13 protein-coding genes and 1 pseudogene are annotated in these 17,930 nt (G+C 73.3%); 8 read left to right on the top strand and 6 right to left on the bottom strand.

Annotation, left to right across the window (positions count from 1 at the left end):
• Positions 1-59: 59 nt before the first annotated feature.
• From ACFWTC_RS24115 to ACFWTC_RS24125, 3 genes are all read right to left on the bottom strand, one after another.
• Positions 60-797 carry a hypothetical protein gene (locus ACFWTC_RS24115; protein WP_384028389.1) on the bottom strand — a complete coding sequence of 246 codons (738 nt, stop codon included), beginning with the start codon at positions 795-797 and terminating at the stop codon, positions 60-62.
• A gap of 226 nt (positions 798-1,023) precedes the next feature.
• A complete protein-coding gene (locus ACFWTC_RS24120; RefSeq protein WP_383922822.1) occupies positions 1,024-1,794 on the bottom strand; it encodes a hypothetical protein in 771 nt (256 codons plus the stop codon).
• Positions 1,795-1,831: 37 nt separating this feature from the next.
• Positions 1,832-1,987 carry a hypothetical protein gene (locus tag ACFWTC_RS24125; RefSeq protein WP_383904245.1) on the bottom strand — a complete coding sequence of 52 codons (156 nt, stop codon included), beginning with the start codon at positions 1,985-1,987 and terminating at the stop codon, positions 1,832-1,834.
• Between the two features lie 881 nt (positions 1,988-2,868).
• On the opposite strand from ACFWTC_RS24125, the gene ACFWTC_RS24130 reads away from it, so the two are divergent.
• Both ACFWTC_RS24130 and ACFWTC_RS24135 read left to right on the top strand, forming a co-directional pair.
• Positions 2,869-3,699 carry an SAM-dependent methyltransferase gene (locus ACFWTC_RS24130; RefSeq protein ID WP_383922939.1) on the top strand — a complete coding sequence of 277 codons (831 nt, stop codon included), beginning with the start codon at positions 2,869-2,871 and terminating at the stop codon, positions 3,697-3,699.
• 107 nt (positions 3,700-3,806) lie between these two features.
• On the top strand, positions 3,807-5,972 hold the full coding sequence (locus tag ACFWTC_RS24135) for a putative bifunctional diguanylate cyclase/phosphodiesterase (RefSeq protein ID WP_383922942.1): 2,166 nt from the start codon (positions 3,807-3,809) through the stop codon (positions 5,970-5,972).
• Between the two features lie 238 nt (positions 5,973-6,210).
• On the opposite strand, the gene ACFWTC_RS24140 is transcribed toward ACFWTC_RS24135, so the two are convergent.
• Entirely contained in the window at positions 6,211-7,287 is a 1,077-nt protein-coding gene (locus ACFWTC_RS24140) for an FAD-dependent monooxygenase (RefSeq protein WP_384028391.1), read from the bottom strand.
• A 156-nt stretch (positions 7,288-7,443) separates the two neighbouring features.
• Between ACFWTC_RS24140 and ACFWTC_RS24145 the strand changes: the two genes are divergently transcribed.
• Positions 7,444-8,088, top strand: coding sequence for a TetR/AcrR family transcriptional regulator (locus ACFWTC_RS24145; RefSeq protein ID WP_383922828.1), 645 nt, complete (start codon positions 7,444-7,446; stop codon positions 8,086-8,088).
• A 43-nt stretch (positions 8,089-8,131) separates the two neighbouring features.
• Here the strand turns inward: ACFWTC_RS24145 and ACFWTC_RS24150 are convergent, their stop codons facing one another.
• On the bottom strand, positions 8,132-9,019 hold the full coding sequence (locus ACFWTC_RS24150) for a LysR family transcriptional regulator (protein ID WP_384028393.1): 888 nt from the start codon (positions 9,017-9,019) through the stop codon (positions 8,132-8,134).
• 95 nt (positions 9,020-9,114) lie between these two features.
• Here ACFWTC_RS24150 and ACFWTC_RS24155 point away from each other — a divergent pair, with 95 nt between their 5' ends.
• The 5 genes from ACFWTC_RS24155 to ACFWTC_RS24175 all read left to right on the top strand — a co-directional run bounded on the left by ACFWTC_RS24155 (position 9,115) and on the right by ACFWTC_RS24175 (position 15,320).
• Positions 9,115-9,819 (top strand): succinate dehydrogenase, encoded by a 705-nt coding sequence (locus tag ACFWTC_RS24155; RefSeq protein WP_383922833.1) that lies wholly within the window; start codon positions 9,115-9,117, stop codon positions 9,817-9,819.
• A gap of 2 nt (positions 9,820-9,821) precedes the next feature.
• Entirely contained in the window at positions 9,822-11,777 is a 1,956-nt protein-coding gene (locus ACFWTC_RS24160; RefSeq protein ID WP_383922835.1) for a fumarate reductase/succinate dehydrogenase flavoprotein subunit, read from the top strand.
• Positions 11,774-12,520, top strand: coding sequence for a succinate dehydrogenase/fumarate reductase iron-sulfur subunit (locus tag ACFWTC_RS24165; RefSeq protein WP_383922838.1), 747 nt, complete (start codon positions 11,774-11,776; stop codon positions 12,518-12,520). Before ACFWTC_RS24160 ends, ACFWTC_RS24165 begins: the two co-directional genes overlap by 4 nt.
• 202 nt (positions 12,521-12,722) lie before the next feature.
• Positions 12,723-14,609, top strand: a complete 1,887-nt coding sequence (locus ACFWTC_RS24170) for a stealth conserved region 3 domain-containing protein (RefSeq protein WP_384028395.1) — start codon at positions 12,723-12,725, stop codon at positions 14,607-14,609.
• Positions 14,610-14,672: 63 nt separating this feature from the next.
• Positions 14,673-15,320: a hypothetical protein gene (locus ACFWTC_RS24175; protein WP_384028397.1), complete on the top strand. Its 648-nt coding sequence runs from the start codon at positions 14,673-14,675 to the stop codon at positions 15,318-15,320.
• A 26-nt stretch (positions 15,321-15,346) separates the two neighbouring features.
• Here the strand turns inward: ACFWTC_RS24175 and ACFWTC_RS24180 are convergent.
• A pseudogene (locus tag ACFWTC_RS24180) lies at positions 15,347-17,925 on the bottom strand (ABC transporter).
• Positions 17,926-17,930: the final 5 nt, after the last annotated feature.

Here is a 17,930-nt window from a genome sequence, read left to right on the forward strand (position 1 = left end):
CGCCCCGAGTCCTGGCCAGGACTCGGGGCGACCGGCGGTTCCGTTGTCGTGCTGCGCGGTCAGTGGCCCCTGCCGGTGCCCCGGCGGCGGCGCAGCGCGTACGCCGTCCCGCCGGCCGAGGCGAGGAGGAGTCCGGCGCCCGCGCCGAGCTCCACCGGGTCCAGCCCGGCGACGCTGCCGCCGAGCCCGCCGCGCACACCGCGGGCCGAGGTGAGGGTGCCGGTCGAGGTGCTCGTGCGGACGGCCGTTGCGACGGCCGTCCTGGTGCCGACGGGGCTGCCGGTGGCGGTGCCGGCCGCGGCGGTGGGCAGGGCGGTGCGCGTGGGGGTGCGCGTGGCGGCGGGGGTGGTGCGGGCGGCGTGGGGCGTCGCGGTCGCGGTCACCGTGGCCGTCGCCGTCGCCGTGGTGGTGGAGCTGGTGGTGGGGCTGCTCGTACCGCCGGTGATGGTCAGGTCGGTCGAGCCGGTCTCCCCGTTGCAGGTGAAGGAGACGGAGTACTGGGCTCCGCGCCGCGCGTCCCGGTCCACCGTGACCCGTGCGGTCCGGCCGCGCGCGATGCTCACGGTGTCGAAGACCCCGGACGAGGAGGTCGCGAAGGCGGCGTCGCAGCCGGTGACCGCGAGGACCACCTGGCCTCCCGGGGCGACCGTGGAGGGGGTGAGGGTGAAACCGAACGAGGTGACGGGGGCCGCCTCGGCCGCGTGCGCGGCGGGCGCTCCGAGGGCGCCGAGCGCGAGTACGGCACCCGTGGCACCGGCGCTCAGCAGGGCTGTGGCGGAGGTACGTATCGCACCCATGGTTGATTCTCCGGATCCCCGAGGAGCAGCCGCGGAACGGTTTCCGCACGTGGGGGGTCGTGCGCCTCGATGTCCGACACGCTAGGCGCGGGTGCGGTGACCCGCGATCAGGAACGGGCGAATGGGGCACGGCCGTAGGCCGAACCGGGGACGGGAGGCCCGTCCCCGGTTTACCGGACGCCGGTGGTGCGCGGTGGGAACGCCCCGTACGGGGCGTGGCCCGGCCTCAGTCCTCCAGCCCGAGGTGGGGGAACTGGGCGAAGAACGGCTCGGCCGTGGCCGAGATGCCCCGGCCGAACGGGGCGTCGAAGTCCCAGATGAGGAACAGCAGGAACGCGATGAGCGCACTGAACAGCCCCGCCAGCAGCATCTCCCGGAACGACCGGCGGATCTGCAGGGTGAAGATCAGGCCCACCGTCACCAGGGCCCCGGCGATCAGCCCGAACCACACGACGCCGGGCATCGTGGCCCCGGCGCTCTGACCGCGCGCGTTGCGGGCGTCGTCGGCCACCGCGACCTGGTCCACCAGCGGCTGGTACGCCTGCCCCTCGTGGTCGGTCTGCGGCTCGTAGTCGGTGACGTCACGGCGGATACGTTCCAGCAGCTCCCCGCTGCGGTCGGTGAGTTCGCCGGTCTCGCCCATCGCCTTCCACTCCGTGTCCACCACGTACGTCACGTACGCGTCGACGTCGGACCGGATCCTCTTGCGCACCTCGGCCGGGTAGACCTCGGAGCGGACGTTTACCTCGTGCAGGGCCTGCGCCTCCTGGCGCACGTACTCCTGGGCGGCTCCGCGGCCCTCCCAGACGCCCGCGATCGCCAGGCCCAGCACGATCGCGTAGATCACTCCGATCATCATCGTCATGTACTCGATGACGTCCGGGGTCTCGTTCGGATCGTCGTCCTCGCCGATCCTGCGGTGGTTGAAGAAGGCGATGGACAGCACCACGGCGCACGCCGCGGCCATCGCGAGGGACAGGACGAGCCATTCCGACAAGATGACTCCCAATCGGTTGTCAGGTGGCGCCTCGGGGCTACCGGGGGCGCAGCGCGACGATCGCGAGCACCGCGGGAGCCGCGGTCAGCAGGGTGAAGGTCACCGGCGAGATGTGGTGCTCGACCGGCTTGCGGGACGGGGCGTGGTACGAGGGACGGGCCACCGGTTTCGGCGGCGCCGGCGGCGGGGTCACCACGGGAGCCGGCGCAGGGGCCGGGGGTGGGGGCGGCGGTGCGGGGGCCTTGGCCGCCCGGGGCGGGACGGGGGCCGGCTTCGGGGGCTGGGGCTTCGGTACCGGCTCGGGTGCCGGCTTCGGCGGCGCGGGTTCGGGCGGCGGTGGAGGCGGCTGGGGCGGTGTGGGCACGGGGGGCGGGGTCGGTTCGGGCGGCGGCGGGGGCTTCGGGGTGGGCTTCGGCGGCGGTGTCGGCGTGGGGGCCGGGGTGGGCGTGGGGGTGGGCTTCGGGGGGCACGGCGGGGGAGGCGGCGGCGGGCAGTGATGCCCGCCGTGATGGCCGCCGTGATGTCCCCGTCCGTGCCCGCCGCCGTGGTGGCATCCGTGATGTCCGCCACCCGGACCACCGCCGCGGCTGCCGCCGAGGACCGCCGTGACCGCGGCGGCGGCGTGCGCGCCGTCGCCCGAGTCGGTCGTCGCGTAGGCGCTGCTATCAGCCACGGCCGGCGTGACGGCCAAGGCCGCCCACAGCAGGACCGGGACCGCCAGCAGGCGCCGGGCACAGGCTCTGTTCACCCGGGGAGCATGGGCCCGCGCGTGCCCACGCACGCGAGGGTCGGCCCCGGTTCGCCTGAACGGGTGGAGTGTCGACCGTAGAGGTTTGAGCCAGCTTGCGAATACTGTGTAACGAGCCCGATCGTTCGACGATCAATTCCCAAAAGGGATTTGTCGGTAACGGTCATTCCCCTGGGGAGGGCCCGCGAGAGCCTTTGGTGTGTGACGAAGAACGGATCGTCAATTTCCGCTTTTGCTCGCTCTGTTGGGCAATGATCAGTACATTCGGCTCGTACAGGAGTCCGACCTCGGACGGACCGCCACAGGAACAAGGCTTGGAGACCTCGATGGAGCGCCCCGCCTGGGCCCCGCCGGGCATCGACATCTCGGTGCCGAGCGTGTCCCGTATCTACGATTACTACCTGGGCGGCTCCCACAATTTCGAGGTCGACCGCCAGGCCGCCCGACGCGCCATGGAATTCATGCCGGGCCTGCCCAAGATCATGCAGGCGAACCGGGCATTCATGCGCCGGGCCGTGCGCTACGCCGTCGACCAGGGCGTCACGCAGTTCCTCGACATCGGCTCCGGCATCCCCACGTTCGGCAACGTCCACGAGATCGCCCAGGCCGCGGACCCCGAGTCCCGCGTCGTGTACGTCGACCACGACCCGGTGGCCGTGGCGCACAGCCAGGCCGTGCTCGACGGGGACGAGCGCACCGGCATCGTCGCCGCCGACCTGCGCAAGCCGCAGGACATCCTGGCGGCCCCCGAGGTGACCCGGCTGCTGGACCTCGACCGCCCGGTGGCCCTGCTGCTCGTCGCCGTCCTGCACTTCCTGGAGGACGAGGACGAGCCGTACGCCGCCGTCGCCCGGCTGCGCGACGCGCTGGCCCCCGGCAGCCTGCTGATCCTCACCCACGCCTCCTACGAGGGCATCCCGCTCACGGAGGAGGTCGCGGGCGGAACCGTGGGCGTCTACCGCGAGATCCGCAGCCCCCTCATCATGCGCAGCGGGGAACGGATCACCCGCTTCTTCGACGGCTTCGACCTCGTGGAGCCGGGACTGACGTCGATGCCCGGCTGGCGCCCCGAGATCTCCACGGGCGCCCACGACCTCGAGGCGGAGGAGGACCCGTACGCCTTCTCGGGCTTCGCCGGCGTGGGACGCAAGGCGTGAGACTTCCGGCACAGACGGCGGGCACCCGGGCGGCCGCCGCAGCGTACCCGGCGTCCGCGGGACCGGCGGCGGCCGCCCCCGCCACGCCCGCGGGGCCGCGGGGCGGTCTGGAGGACCGGATCGCCCGCTTCGCGACCATCTGGGGCCGGGCGATCTTCCCGGTCACAGCGACCTCGCTGACCCGCCCCGAGTTCGAGCGGCACCTCCTGCCGCTCACCCGGACGCTCGCCGAGGCCCTGCACGCCCGGCCCTTCGACGCCGGCGTGGCCCAGCGCGTCGGGGCGGAACTCGTCGCGGTGCACTGCACCGACCCCGAGGCCCTGGCGGGCACCCTCGGCGTCATCGAGTCGTACCTGGTCCTGTACTGCGGCTCCGGTTCCCCGTCCGGGCCCGTCGCCTCCGGCACGGACGGCACCGAGGAGTACCGGGCCCGCTGCGCCCGGCTCCAGCACGGGATCGCGGCCGGCTTCGCCCGGGCCCTGCGCGAGCGCACGCTCATGGAGCAGGAGGCCATCGCCCGTTCCGCGCTGACCGCCCGCACCGACGCCCAGCAGGCGCTGCACGCCAGCGAGGCGCGCTTCCGGGCCGTGTTCGAGGGGGCGGCCGTCGGCATCGGCATCGCCGACCTGGACGGCAACGTGCTGGAGGCCAACGACGCGCTCCTGCAGATGTTCGGCGGCCTGGAGGGCCACGTCCGCGGCCGTAAGGTCAGCGAGTGGGGCCACCCGGACGACACGCCGCACGTCTGGCGGATGTACGGCGAACTGGTCCGCGGCGAGCGCGAGAGCTACCGCGTGGAGAAGCCGTACTACCGGCACGACGGCACGGTGCTCTGGACCAACCTGACGGTGTCGCTGCTGCGCGACGCCGAGGGGGTGCCGCAGTACCAGCTGGCACTGATGGAGGACACCACCGAGCGGCGGTTGCTGAACCTGCGCCTGCGCTACGAGGCCACCCACGACGCCCTCACCGGGCTGCCCAACCGGACGCTGTTCTTCGAGCGGCTGGAGAAGGCCCTGAGCGGAGCCGGCGGCAGCCGCTTCGGCCTCTGCTACCTGGACCTCGACGGGTTCAAGGCGGTCAACGACAGCCTCGGCCACTCGGCGGGGGACCGGCTCCTGGTGGAGGTCGCCGACCGGCTGCAGAGCTGCGCGACCGGCCCCGGAGAGGTGGTCGCCCGGCTCGGCGGTGACGAGTTCGTCGCGCTGACCACCGGCTCCGACACCGAGGAGAAGGTGACCGACCTCGCCGTCCGCATCCTGTCCGCGCTGTCGACGCCGATCCGCATCGAGGGCCGGGAGCTGACCGTCCGGGGCAGCATCGGCATCGTCGAGGGCCGCGCCAGGGAGCGCACCCCGGCGGAGGTGTTGCGCAGCGCCGACATCACCATGTACCGGGCCAAGGCGGCCGGCGGGAACCGCTTCGAGTTCGCGGACGCCGAGGCCGACGCCCGGGCCATCACCCGGCACGGGCTGACCAACGCCCTGCCGGCGGCCCTGGAGCGCGGCGAGTTCTTCATCGAGTACCAGCCGCTGGTGCACATGCACGACGGCAGCGTCCACGGCGCCGAGGCGCTGGTGCGCTGGTCGCACCCGCAGTACGGCGTACTCGGGCCGGACCGGTTCATTCCGCTCGCGGAGCGGACCGGGCTGATCATCCCGCTCGGCCGCTGGGTCCTGGAGGAGTCCGTCCGCCAGGCCCGCAACTGGCAGAACCAGCTGGGCGGCGCGTCCCTGCGGATCAACGTCAACCTCTCGCCGACCCAGCTGCACCACCCCGGCCTGGTCGCCGACACCATCGCGGTGCTGGAGAAGTCGGGCCTGGCCCCCGGGGCGCTGTGCCTGGAGGTCACCGAATCGGCGCTGATCGGCGCCGACGACGAGCTCCTCGAACCGCTGCGCCGGCTCGCCGCCCTGGGCGTGGACATCGCCCTCGACGACTTCGGCACGGGCTACTCGAACCTGGCGAACCTGCGCCGCCTGCCGGTCAGCGTCCTGAAGCTGGACCGCTCCTTCACCCAGGGGATGCAGCAGAGCCCGGCCAACCCGGTCGACGTCAAGATCGTGGAGGGGATCGTCGCGCTGGCCCACAGCCTCGACCTGGCCGTCACCGTCGAGGGCGTGGAGACCGGCGCCCAGGCGGCCCAGTTGCGCGCCCTCGGCTGTGACACCGCGCAGGGCTGGTACTACGCGCGCCCCGGCGCCCCGGACCGCATCCACACGCTGTCCCTCTCGGACGCCGTGCCCACCGCACCCAGCTCCACCTTCTCCTAGGCGCGAGCCCGGGGGCGGGCCGGGCCGGAGCCGCGGTCGGGCCGACGGCCGGGGTCGGGCCGGCGGAGGGGGCGGCGGTTGCCGCGGAAGGTCACCGAGGCCGAGGCCGGCGGGTCGCGGCCGGTGGCCGGGTCCCGAGCCCGGTGGTCTGGGCGGTGGGCGGGGTCCCGTGGCCCGCGGTCGGGGGCGGGGCTTGGTGACGGGGCTCGGGGCAGAGCCCAGGACGCCTGGCGGAGGGTCAGCCCAGTCCGGCCTCCGTCCCGTTGCCGGGCTCGCGGACGGCGGCCAGGACCCGTTCGTGCCGCCGGTTCGTGTCGGCCAGCAGATCGGCGGCGAACGGCAGCCGCTCCGCCTCGTACGCGTCGAGGGCACCCGCCCCGGCGGCGCCGGCCGGAGCGGTGAGTGCGGTGGCCAGGATCCGGCCGAGGGCGGCGGCGTCGTGGATGCCCGCGTTCATGCCCCGACCTCCGGCTATCGGGTGGACGTGAGCGGCGTCCCCGGCGAGGAGGGCTCGGCCCTCCCGCATCCGCGCGGCCATCCGGACGTTCACGCGCCAGGCTGCGAGCCAGGTCGCTTCCACCGGTCGTATCCCCGGCATCCGGGCGTGCCGTTCGAAGAGCCGTTGGAAGCCCTCCAGCGACGGGGGCAGCGGATCGCCGCGTTCGTCCGGCTCGGGCGAGGCCTGTAGCTGGAAGCTGCCGGTTCCCGGTAGGGGGCAGAGCAGCACGGCGCCGCCGTCCGAAGAGAACCACTGGTGCCAGTGGTCCCGGCTCAGGCCCGGTGCCGACACGTCCCCCAGCACCATAGTCGGCGCCCGCTCCGTGCTCCCCTCGAAGGGGATGCCGAGCAGCCTGCGGGTCGTGCTGCGGCCGCCGTCGCACCCGGCCAGGTATCGGCTCCGGACGGCGCGGCCGTCCGCCAGTTCCGCGTCGACTCCCGCCCCGTCCTGTCGGATCCCGGTGATGCGGGACCCGTACTCCACGGACACACCCAGTTCTGCGAGCCGCTCGCGCAGCACCTCCTCGATCTGCCACTGCCCCATGAAGAGGGCGCCGTCGTAAGGGGTGTCGCTGACGTGGACCCCGTCGAAATACTTGCGGAAGACGATCCCGCGGCTGCCGATGCCCGCGAGCCGCCCGGCGACGTCCGGCCCTTCGAGGAGTTCCAGGGTGTCGGGGTGGAGCGTCTTGCCGCGGGATTCGCGGTGCGGCGCGGTGCGCCGGTCGAGGATCCGCACCTGCGCACCGCGCCGGGCCAGCTCGCACGCCAGGGTCAGCCCGGTGGGGCCGGCTCCGGCGATCAGTACGTCGGTCATCGCAAGTCCTCTCGTCCGTGCGTCGTCCGAGTGATCCCGGTCGACGTCGTATCGGTGTCGGCGTCCTGCCGATGTCTCAAGGAAACCCCCTACCGAAGGAAAAGGCAACCCAGTTAAAAAATTTACTTGGTCACGCATTTGTGCTACGGTGTACGCATGGAAAACACGACGGGTCTCCGTGAGAACAAGAAGCTGCGTACGCGCCGCCAGCTGGCGGCCACGGCGCTCGAACTGTTTCTGGAACGCGGCTTCGACGCCGTCTCCGTGGCGGACGTCGCCGCGGCGGCGGAGGTGTCCAAGCCCACGCTGTTCCGGTACTTCCCGAGCAAGGAGGATCTGGTGCTGGACCGGTTCGCCGACCATCAGGACGAAGCCGCGCGCATCGTGGGGGACCGGGTGCCGGGGCGGAGTCCCGTCGGCGCCCTGCACGAGCACTTCGTCGCGGCCCTCGCGGAGCGGGATCCGATCACCGGCCTGTGCGACCACCCCGACGTCCTGGCCTTCCAGAGGCTCGTCTACTCCACCGCTGGCCTCGAGACGCGGCTGGCCCACTACAGCGCCCGGGAGGTGGAACTGCTCGCCTACGTGCTCGAAGCCGAGTCGGTTCCGCCGCTCGTCGCCCGGTTGGCGGCCCTGAACCTGGTGACCGCCCGTCAGGAGCTGGGCCGGGCGAACTACCGCCGGATCGACGCCGGCAGGAGCGCCGACGAGGCCCACCCGGAGGCCGTGGCCGAGGCCGACCAGGCGTTCGGAATGCTGGCCGGCGGGCTCGACCGGGTCCTGCCCATACGCGGGGCCTGATCCGCGGGTCCGACCCGCAGGATTCGATCTGCGGGCTGCCGGGTCAGTCGGGTCGGTCGATCAGGATGCGCTTCAGTTCGCGGGCGGCGCGCGGAGGAGCCACGTCCGTGCGGTGCGCCAGGGCAATCGTGCGGCGCAGGGGCGAGCCGGCCAGCGGGGTCGCCCGCAGGCCCGGGCCCGCCCGGTCGACCACCATCGCCGGGACCACCGCCAGGCCCAGGCCGGCCCGGACGAATCCGAGCACCGCGTCCATCTCGCCGCCCTCCACGGTGAACACCGGCTCGAAGCCCTCCGCCCGGCAGGCCGTCACCGTCATCTCCCGCAGGTCGTAGCCGTGCCGGAACATCACCATCGGCTCGTCCCGCAGCCCGGAAATGGTCAGCTCGCCGCCTCCGCCGGGCGCCGGCAGCTCGGACGAGGACACCACCACCAGGTCCTCCGTCAGCAGCTCCACGGTGGTCAGTGCCGGGGCCGAGGGTGGCAGGGGCAGTGCGATCAGGGCCAGGTCCAGTGCCCCGCGCGCCAGCTCCCGTACGAGGTCGAGGGAGCCGCTCTCCTCGATCAGCAGCTCGATCCCCGGATGCGCCGCGTGGAACGCGCGCAGTACGTCCGGCAGCAGGCCCGTGCACACGCTCGGGGTGGCGCCCAGCCGGACCCGGCCGCGCCGCAGCTGCGCCAGCTCCTGCACCTCCTGCCGGGCCGTGTCCGCGTCGGCCAGGATCCGCCGCGCCAGCGGCAGCAGGGCCTCACCCGCGTCGGTGAGCGCGATGTTGCCCCGGGCCCGGCTGAACAGCTCCGCCCCCAGCTCCCGCTCGAGCGCCTTGATCTGCTGGGAGAGCGAGGGCTGGGCCACGTGCACCCGCTCCGCGGCCCGGGTGAAGTGCCGGGTCTCCGCCACGGCCACGAAGTACAGGAGCTGCTGGAACTGCATCCGCCCAGGTTACGCCCATCCATAGCAAAAGACTATCGAGAGTAGCTCTATCATGTCTTGGACCTTTCAGGACTTAGGTCCTTACCGTCGGTGGCATGGCTCTGGCAACGCGGACGGGCCGACGGCCGTCCACCACGCGCACCATCTGGGACTCGTCGGTCGGCAAGAAGACCGTCATGGCGGTCTCCGGCCTCGTCGTGCTCGGCTACCTCGTCGTGCACATGCTCGGCAACCTCAAGATCTTCTTCGGCGCGGACGAGTTCAACGGCTACGCCCACTGGCTGCGCACCCTCGGAGCGCCGTTCCTGCACTACGAGTGGGCGCTGTGGATCGTCCGGGTCGTGCTGGTGGCGGCGGTCGTGGCCCACGCCGTGTCCGCATACCAGCTCAGCCGGCGGGACATCAAGGCCCGCCCGGTCAAGTACGCCCACAAGCGCCGCCGCGCGAGCTACGCCACCCGCACCATGCGCTGGGGCGGCATCATCCTGGCCCTGTTCATCGTCTGGCACCTGCTCGACCTCACCACGCTCACCGTCAACGAGCGCGCGTGGGCCGGCCACCCCTACGAGAACGTCCTCTCCACCTTCTCCACCTGGTACGGCAACACCGTGTACATCGTGGCGGTGGCCGCCCTGGGCCTGCACGTCCGCCACGGCTTCTGGAGTGCCGCACAGACCCTCGGCGCGGGCAGCGCGCGGCGCGACCGGGCGCTGAAGTTCCTGGCCAACGCCCTGGCCCTCGTCCTCTTCGCGGGCTTCGTGTCCGTCCCCGTCGCCGTCATGACCGGAGTGGTGAGCTGACCATGAGCCCCTACGACAGCAGCTTCGCCCACTACACCACCGGCGCCCCCCTGGTCGACGCCAAGGCCCCCGACGGCCCGATCGCGGAACGCTGGGACCGGCGCCGTTTCGAGGCCAAGCTGGTCAACCCGGCCAACCGCCGCAAGCACACCGTCATCGTCGTCGGCACCGGCCTGGCGGGCGGCGCCGCCGGCGCCACCCTCGCCGAACAGGGCTACCACGTGGTCCAGTTCTGCTTCTCCGACTCCCCCCGCCGGGCCCACTCCATCGCCGCCCAGGGCGGCATCAACGCGGCCAAGAACTACCGCAACGACGGCGACTCGGTGCACCGCCTCTTCTACGACACCGTCAAGGGAGGGGACTTCCGCGCCCGCGAGTCCAACGTGCACCGCCTCGCCCAGATCTCCGTCGAGATCATCGACCAGTGCGTGGCCCAGGGCGTCCCCTTCGCCCGCGAGTACGGCGGCCTCCTCGACACCCGATCCTTCGGCGGAGTCCAGGTCTCCCGCACCTTCTACGCCCGCGGCCAGACCGGACAGCAGCTCCTCCTCGGCGCCTACCAGGCGCTCTCCCGCCAGATCGCCGCGGGCAACGTCGAGATGCACGCGCGCACCGAGATGCTCGACCTGATCGTTGTCGACGGAGCGGCCCGCGGCATCGTGGCCCGCGACCTGGTCTCCGGCGAGATCACCACCTACTACGCCGACGCGGTGGTGCTGGCGAGCGGCGGCTACGGCAACGTCTTCTACCTCTCCACCAACGCCATGAACTCCAACGCCACGGCCGTCTGGCGGGCGCACCGGCGCGGCGCGTACTTCGCCAACCCCTGCTTCACCCAGATCCACCCCACCTGCATCCCGCGCACCGGCGACCACCAGTCCAAGCTCACCCTGATGAGCGAGTCCCTGCGCAACGACGGCCGCATCTGGGTCCCCAAGGCCGAGGGCGACGACCGCCCCGCCGCGGACATCCCCGAGTCCGAGCGCGACTACTACCTGGAGCGGATCTACCCCTCCTTCGGCAACCTCGTCCCCCGCGACATCGCCTCCCGCGCCGCCAAGAACGTCTGCGACGAGGGCCGCGGCGTCGGCCCCGGAGGGCAGGGCGTCTACCTCGACTTCGCCGACGCCATCCGCCGCATGGGCCGGGACAAGGTCGCCGAGAAGTACGGCAACCTCTTCGAGATGTACGAGCGGATCACCGCGGAGAACCCGTACGAGGTCCCCATGCGGATCTACCCCGCCGTCCACTACACGATGGGCGGCCTCTGGGTCGACTACGACCTCCAGACCACCGTCCCGGGCCTCTTCGCCATCGGCGAGGCCAACTTCTCCGACCACGGCGCCAACCGGCTCGGCGCGTCCGCCCTGATGCAGGGACTGGCCGACGGCTACTTCGTCCTGCCCTCCACCATCAACGACTACCTGGCCCGCCACCCCCACCGGCAAGCCGTCGACGACACGCACCCCGAGACCGCGGCCGCCGTCCGCGAGACCCGCGAGCGCCTGGCGAAGCTGCTCGCCGTCGACGGCGACCGCACCCCGGACTCCTTCCACCGGGAGATCGGCGAGCTGATGTGGGAGTACTGCGGCATGGCCCGCACGGAGGAGGGCCTGCGCAAGGCGCTCCAGCGGATCCCGGAGATCCGGGAGGAGTTCTGGCGGCGGATCAAGGTCCCCGGCCGCGGCGAGGAGTTCAACCAGTCGCTGGAGAAGGCCAACCGCATCGTCGACTACCTGGAGCTCGCCGAGCTGATGTGCCTCGACGCCCTGCACCGCGCTGAATCCTGCGGCGGCCACTTCCGCGGGGAGTCCCAGACCGCGGAGGGCGAGGCCGAGCGCCGCGACGAGGAGTTCTCGTACGCAGCGGCCTGGGAGTTCACCGGCAGCGCCCCCGTCCTGCACAAGGAAGACCTCGTCTTCGAGTACGTCCACCCCACCCAGCGGAGCTACGCATGAAGCTCACCCTGCGCGTCTGGCGCCAGCAGAACCCCGACGCCCCCGGCGCCATGGCCTCCTACGCGGTCGACGGCATCTCGAAGGACATGTCCTTCCTGGAGATGCTCGACACCCTCAACGAGGACCTCATCCTGCGCGGCGAGGACCCGGTCGCCTTCGACCACGACTGCCGCGAGGGCATCTGCGGCGCGTGCAGCCTCGTCATCAACGGCGACGCCCACGGCCCCGAGCGCACCACCACCTGCCAGCTCCACATGCGGTCCTTCGCCGACGGCGACACCATCGACGTCGAACCCTGGCGGGCGGCCGCCTTCCCGGTGGTCAAGGACCTCGTCGTCGACCGCGGCTCCTTCGACCGCATCATCCAGGCCGGCGGCTACATCACCGCCCCCACCGGCGCCGCCCCCGAGGCGCACGCCACCGCCGTGCCCAAGCACGACGCCGACCTCGCCTTCGAGCACGCCGAGTGCATCGGCTGCGGCGCGTGCGTGGCGGCCTGCCCCAACGGATCGGCGATGCTCTTCACCTCCGCCAAGATCAACCACCTCAACGTCCTCCCGCAGGGCTCGCCCGAGCGGGAGACCCGCGTCCTGGACATGGTGGCCACGATGGACGAGGAGGGGTTCGGCGGCTGCACCCTGGCGGGGGAGTGCGCCACCGCCTGCCCCAAGGGCATTCCCCTGCCCTCGATCGCCGCGATGAACAAGGAGTGGCTGCGGGCGCTCCGCAAGGGGCCGCGCTGATCCCCCCGCACGGTGCCCGTGCGGTCGTGGGAGCACGGTGATTCCGGTGGCAGCGGGCATGAGAGTCGGATGAGAAACGACCCCGAGGCGGGAGCGACGTTCATCCGCCGTAGGCGTCGGCTTATGCTGACGTTGGCTATTCGGGGGGGCCTGCCGGATCCGGCAGAAGGCTTGTCGTGTCCGCGAACCCGAGGTGTAGAAGATGAGTGGTATCCGCCGGTACCTCAAATGGCCGGGGCTCCGGAGCCTCGGCCGCGTACTGGGGCAGCCCGGCGGCGTCCCGCGTCAGCCCGCCGCTCACGAGCGCGAGCGGACCGGGCCCGTGACCGGGGCCGTCCTGTCGCCCCGCCAGTCCGGACGCGAGGACGAGATCCTGGCCGAACTCGCGGACAGTGAGGGCGTCGTCCGCTATCGGGGCCGCCTCGCCGTCGTACGCGACGACCTGCTGCCGGCCGGGCTGCGCGCTGCGAACCTCCGGGCCGCCGCCAAGGCACTGGAAGCGGCGGACATCGGCTACGGCCTCGTCCCCGACGGGGGACTGAGCCACCGGGTCGCCATCGCCCCCGGCTCCCGTGACGCGGCCCTCAAGGCGTGCGCCGAGGCCTTCGTCGGCCGGCCCCTCTACGCCGATCTGCTCGGCGACGGCGGGACGCTCGCCACCGTTCTCGCCGAATCGCTCTCCACGGCCGTCGCCTCCGCGGAAGCCGCCCCGCAGAACGGCGCACCGCGCCCCCGGATCAAGGGCATCCGCCTCCATCAGCCGGTGGTGACCTCCGGCCGCACCCTCCACCTCGGCTCCGACCACGGCTGCGAGCTGGAGTTCTGGGACCCCTCGGACTCCGGCGCGGGCGGGGTCGCCTCCCTGCGTGAGACGCCGTTCGGCTGGTGGGTGCCCTCCCTGGCCGCCACCGGCACCCGCCGCGTCGGAGACCGGGAGTACCCCGTCGTGGACGCCCTCGCCCGGCGCTTCCCCGACGACATCGACTTCCCGATCGACGCCGTCATCACCTGGGTGGACGCCTCCGACCCCGTCTGGCGCCGCCGCGAGCAGGCGGCCGCAGCCGCGGCGCAGGCCCCGACCGGCGACGGAGCCCCCGACACGGACACGCGTGCCGCCGACACCGACACCCGTGCCGCCGACACCGACACCCGTGCCCGGGACGCCCCCGCTCCCGCCGTGGACCGCGGCGAGCACCGCTACCGCGACCGCGGCGAGTTGCGCTACTGCCTGCGGTCGATCGCCGCACACGCACCCTGGATCCGGCACGTCTTCCTGGTCACCGACGACCAGGTCCCCGCGTGGCTGGCCGCCGACCACCCGGGCATCACGGTCGTCGACCACCGCGACCTGTTCGCCGAGCCCGACGTCCTGCCGGTCTTCAACTCGCACGCCATCGAGACCCAGCTGCACCGGATACCCGGCCTTGCCGAGCACTTCGTCTACTTCAACGACGACATCTTCCTCGGCCGTTCGCAGCGGCCGCAGAACTTCTTCCTCCCCTCCGGCCTCCCCAAGGTCTTCCACGACGACCGCGCCGTCCCGCCCAGCTCCCCGGACGCCGAGGACGACGTCTTCACCCTCTCCCAGCGCGCCACCCGCCGGGCCGTGGAATCCGCCGTGGGCCGCACCTATCCGCGGATCCTGGCCCACACCCCCTACCCCCTCAGCCGCTCCCTCTTCGACCACCTCGAAGAACGCCTGCCCGGCGGCCTCACCGCCACCAGCCGGTCCGTGTTCCGCAGCGCCACCGACATCGCCCCCGTCACCCTGGCGGTCCACCTGGCCCTCGCGGACGGCCACGCGGTCGAGGGCGAGCTGGCCACCGAGTACGTGTCCACGGGGCAGGCCGACGAGCTGGAACGCCTGGGCGACCTGGTCCACCACCGCGGGGCCGACGCCTTCTGCCTCGCCGACGACGCCGGTACGGGGCTCTCCCCCCAGGTACAGCAGCGCGCGGTCGCCGCGTTCCTGGAGGCCTACTTCCCCGTGCCGTCCCCGTACGAGAGACCGGCCGAACCGGCGACACCCGAGGCCGCCCCCGCCGCCGCCCCCGAGACGCCCCCGCTCCCGCCTGCGCCGATCGGCTGACCGGGGCCGCCCGCGCCGCGCCGCGCCCCGGCGGACCTCCGGCCATGGGCGACAGTGGGCCCCATGCCACATGCCCCCACCGGGTCCGGACCGCGCCGCCGAACCGTGCTGGCCGCCGCCCTCGCCCCGCTGGCCGCGGCCGGCTGCACGTCCGAGGAGCACCCCGGCGGCCCGGCTCCCGGCCCGCCGGCCGGACCGCGGGACGCCCTGGTCATGGTCATCCGGCACGCGGAGAAGCCGTTCGCCGGTGACACCGCCGAGGACGACGAGGGCATCGAGCATCCCGGCTCCCTGTCCGGCCGCGGTCAGCGCCGCGCCGAGGAACTGCCCCGCCTCTTCCCGCCGTCGGCCCGTTCCTTCCTGCCCCGTCCCGCCGCCGTCTTCGCGGCCGGCGGCAAGGCGGCCCCCGAGCGGTGCCGGCAGACGGTGACGGCCCTCGCCGCCGCGCTGCGCACGCCGGTGCGCGCCGAGTTCGCCGTCGGCGCCGAGCCCGTGCTCGCCCGGGCCGTGCTGGCCGCGCCGATGCCCGCACTGGTCTGCTGGGAACCGGCCGGCATCCCCCGCCTGGTCCGGGCCCTCGGCGCCCACCAGGTCGTCGGCGTCCCAGCCGCCTGGCCCGACCGCTACGACCTCGTCTGGATGTTCACCCGCCGCCGGGGCCTGTGGAGCTTCCGCGAGCTGCCCCAGAACCTGCTGCCCGGCGACGCGTAGCGCCGGTGCCGGGCCGCGCGGGGCCGTCACGGAGCGTTCCGGCCGCCGTCCTCCGCCAGCGCCCGCGCCAGGTACGGTGCCGTGCGGCCCACCCCGGCCGCGGCCACCTCCGCCGGGGTGCCCGACGCCACGATGCGGCCGCCCTCGGTACCGCCGCCCGGGCCCAGGTCGAGCACCCAGTCCGCGCCCGCCACCACCGCCATGTCGTGCTCGACGACGACCACCGAGTGCCCGGCGTCGACGAGACCGTGCAACTGCCGCAGCAGTACCCGTACGCCGGCCGGGTGCAGGCCCGTCGTCGGCTCGTCCAGTACGTACAGGGTGTGGTCGTGGCGCAGTCGCTGCAGCTCCGTGGCCAGCTTGATCCGCTGGGCCTCGCCGCCCGACAGCTCCGTCGCGGGCTGCCCTAGCCGCAGGTAGCCCAGCCCGATGTCCTCCAGGGCCCGCAGGCTGCGCGCGGCCGCCGGCGCCTCCGCGAAGAAGGCCGCCGCCGCCTCCACCGTCAGGCCGAGGACCTCCGCGATGTCCAGCCCCCCGTACCGGACCTCCAGGGTCTCGGGGTTGTACCGGGCTCCGGCGCAGGCGGGGCACGGGGCGTACGTACTCGGCAGGAACAGCAGCTCCACCGAGACGAAACCCTCGCCCTGGCAGGTCTCGCACCGTCCGCCCGGCACGTTGAAGGAGAACCGGCCACCTTCCAGCCGCGCGCCCGTGCCTCCGGCGCCGCGGCGAAGAGCCTGCGCACGACGTCTAACAGGCCCGTGTACGTGGCCAGGTTGGACCGCGGGGTGCGCCCGATCGGCTTCTGGTCGACGGCCACCAGCCGCCGTACGGGGAAGTCCGGGTCGGCCAGCCGCTCGCCGACCTCCCGGGCCAGTACCTGGCCCACCAGCGTGGATTTCCCCGACCCCGACACCCCGGTCACCGCCGTGAACACCCCCAGCGGGAACCGGGCCTCCACACCGCGCAGGTTGTGCCGGTCGACCCCGCTCAGGTGCACGGACCCGGTCGCCGTGCGCACCGGTCGCCGCGCCCGGTCCACCGGGGCCGTCCCGGACAGGTACGGCGCCGTGGCGGACCCCGGTACGCCCGCCAGGCCCGCGGGCGGCCCGCTGTACAGCACCTGCCCGCCGTGCTCCCCGGCCAGCGGCCCCACGTCCACCAGCCAGTCCGCGTGCCGCACCACGTCCAGGTGGTGCTCCACGACGAACACCGTGTTCCCGGCCTCCTTGAGCCGGTCCAGTACGCCGAGGAGGGCCTCCGCGTCGGCGGGGTGCAGCCCGGCCGAGGGCTCGTCCAGCACGTACACCACCCCGAACAGCCCCGAGCGCAGCTGGGTCGCCAGCCGCAGCCGCTGCAGTTCGCCCACCGACAGGGTGGGCGCGGTGCGGTCCAGGCTCAGGTAGCCCAGCCCGAGTTCCGTGACGGGTCCGATCCGCGAGCGCAGGTCCTCCGCGAGCACCCGCGCAGCCTCTCCGGCGCCCGCCCCCGCCGCGGCCCCCGCCCCCGCCCCCGCCCCCGCCCCCGCCCCCGCCGCGGTCCCGGCCCCGGCTACGGGCTCGGAGCCCGCGCCCGCGCCCGCGGAGCCGGGGACGGCGGCCAGCACGGCGTCCAGCTCGGACAGTGCCATCCCCGCGAGGTCCGCGATGCCGTACCCCGCGAAGGTGACGGCCAGCGCCTCCGGCCGCAGCCGGCGCCCCGCGCACGCGGGGAACGGCGAGTCGGTCAGGAACTTCTCCGCGCGCGCCCGCAGGGCGGCGCTCTTGCTGTCCGCGTACGTCCGCATGACATAGCGGTGGGCACTCATGTATGTGCCCTGGTAGGGCCGTTGGATCCGGTCGGCGTCGCGCACCGGGTGCACGGTCACGACCGGCTGCTCCTCGGTGAACAGGATCCACTCGCGGTCCTTCGCGGGCAGCTCCCGCCAGGGCCGGTCCACGTCGTGCCCCAGCGCCTCCAAGACGTCCCGCAGGTTCTTGCCCTGCCAGGCGCCCGGCCAGGCGGCGATGGCACCCTGACGGATCGACAGACCTGGATCAGGGACGAGCAGTTCCTCGCTCGTGCGGTGGATCCGGCCGATCCCGTGGCACGAAGGGCAGGCGCCGGCGGCTGTGTTGGGGGAGAAGGCGTCGGAGTCGAGGCGTTCCGCGCCCGCGGGATAGGCGCCGGCCCGGGAGAACAGCATCCGCAGCGAGTTCGACAGCAGGGTCACCGTCCCCACAGAGGAGCGCGAACCGGGGGAGGAGCGGCGCTGTTCCAGCGAGACGGCGGGCGGCAGTCCGGTGACGGAGTCGACCTTCGGTGCGCCGATCTGGTGGATGAGGCGCCGGGCGTACGGGGCCACCGACTCGAAGTACCGGCGCTGGGCCTCCGCGTAGAGCGTGCCGAAGGCGAGCGAGCTCTTGCCGGAGCCGGAGACGCCCGTGAACACGGTCAGCGCGTCGCGCGGGACGTCCACGTCGACACCGCGCAGATTGTGCTCCCGGGCGCCCCGGACGCGGACGTACGGGTCGAGGCCGCGCAGATCTAGGCCGCGCAGATCTAGGCCGCGCTGATCGCGGGCAGGGGGGCCGGCGGGGAGGGGCGCGGACGCGGGCTGGTGCATTCGTC

The organism is Streptomyces sp. NPDC058619, assembly GCF_042717785.1.
Taxonomy (GTDB): domain Bacteria; phylum Actinomycetota; class Actinomycetes; order Streptomycetales; family Streptomycetaceae; genus Streptomyces.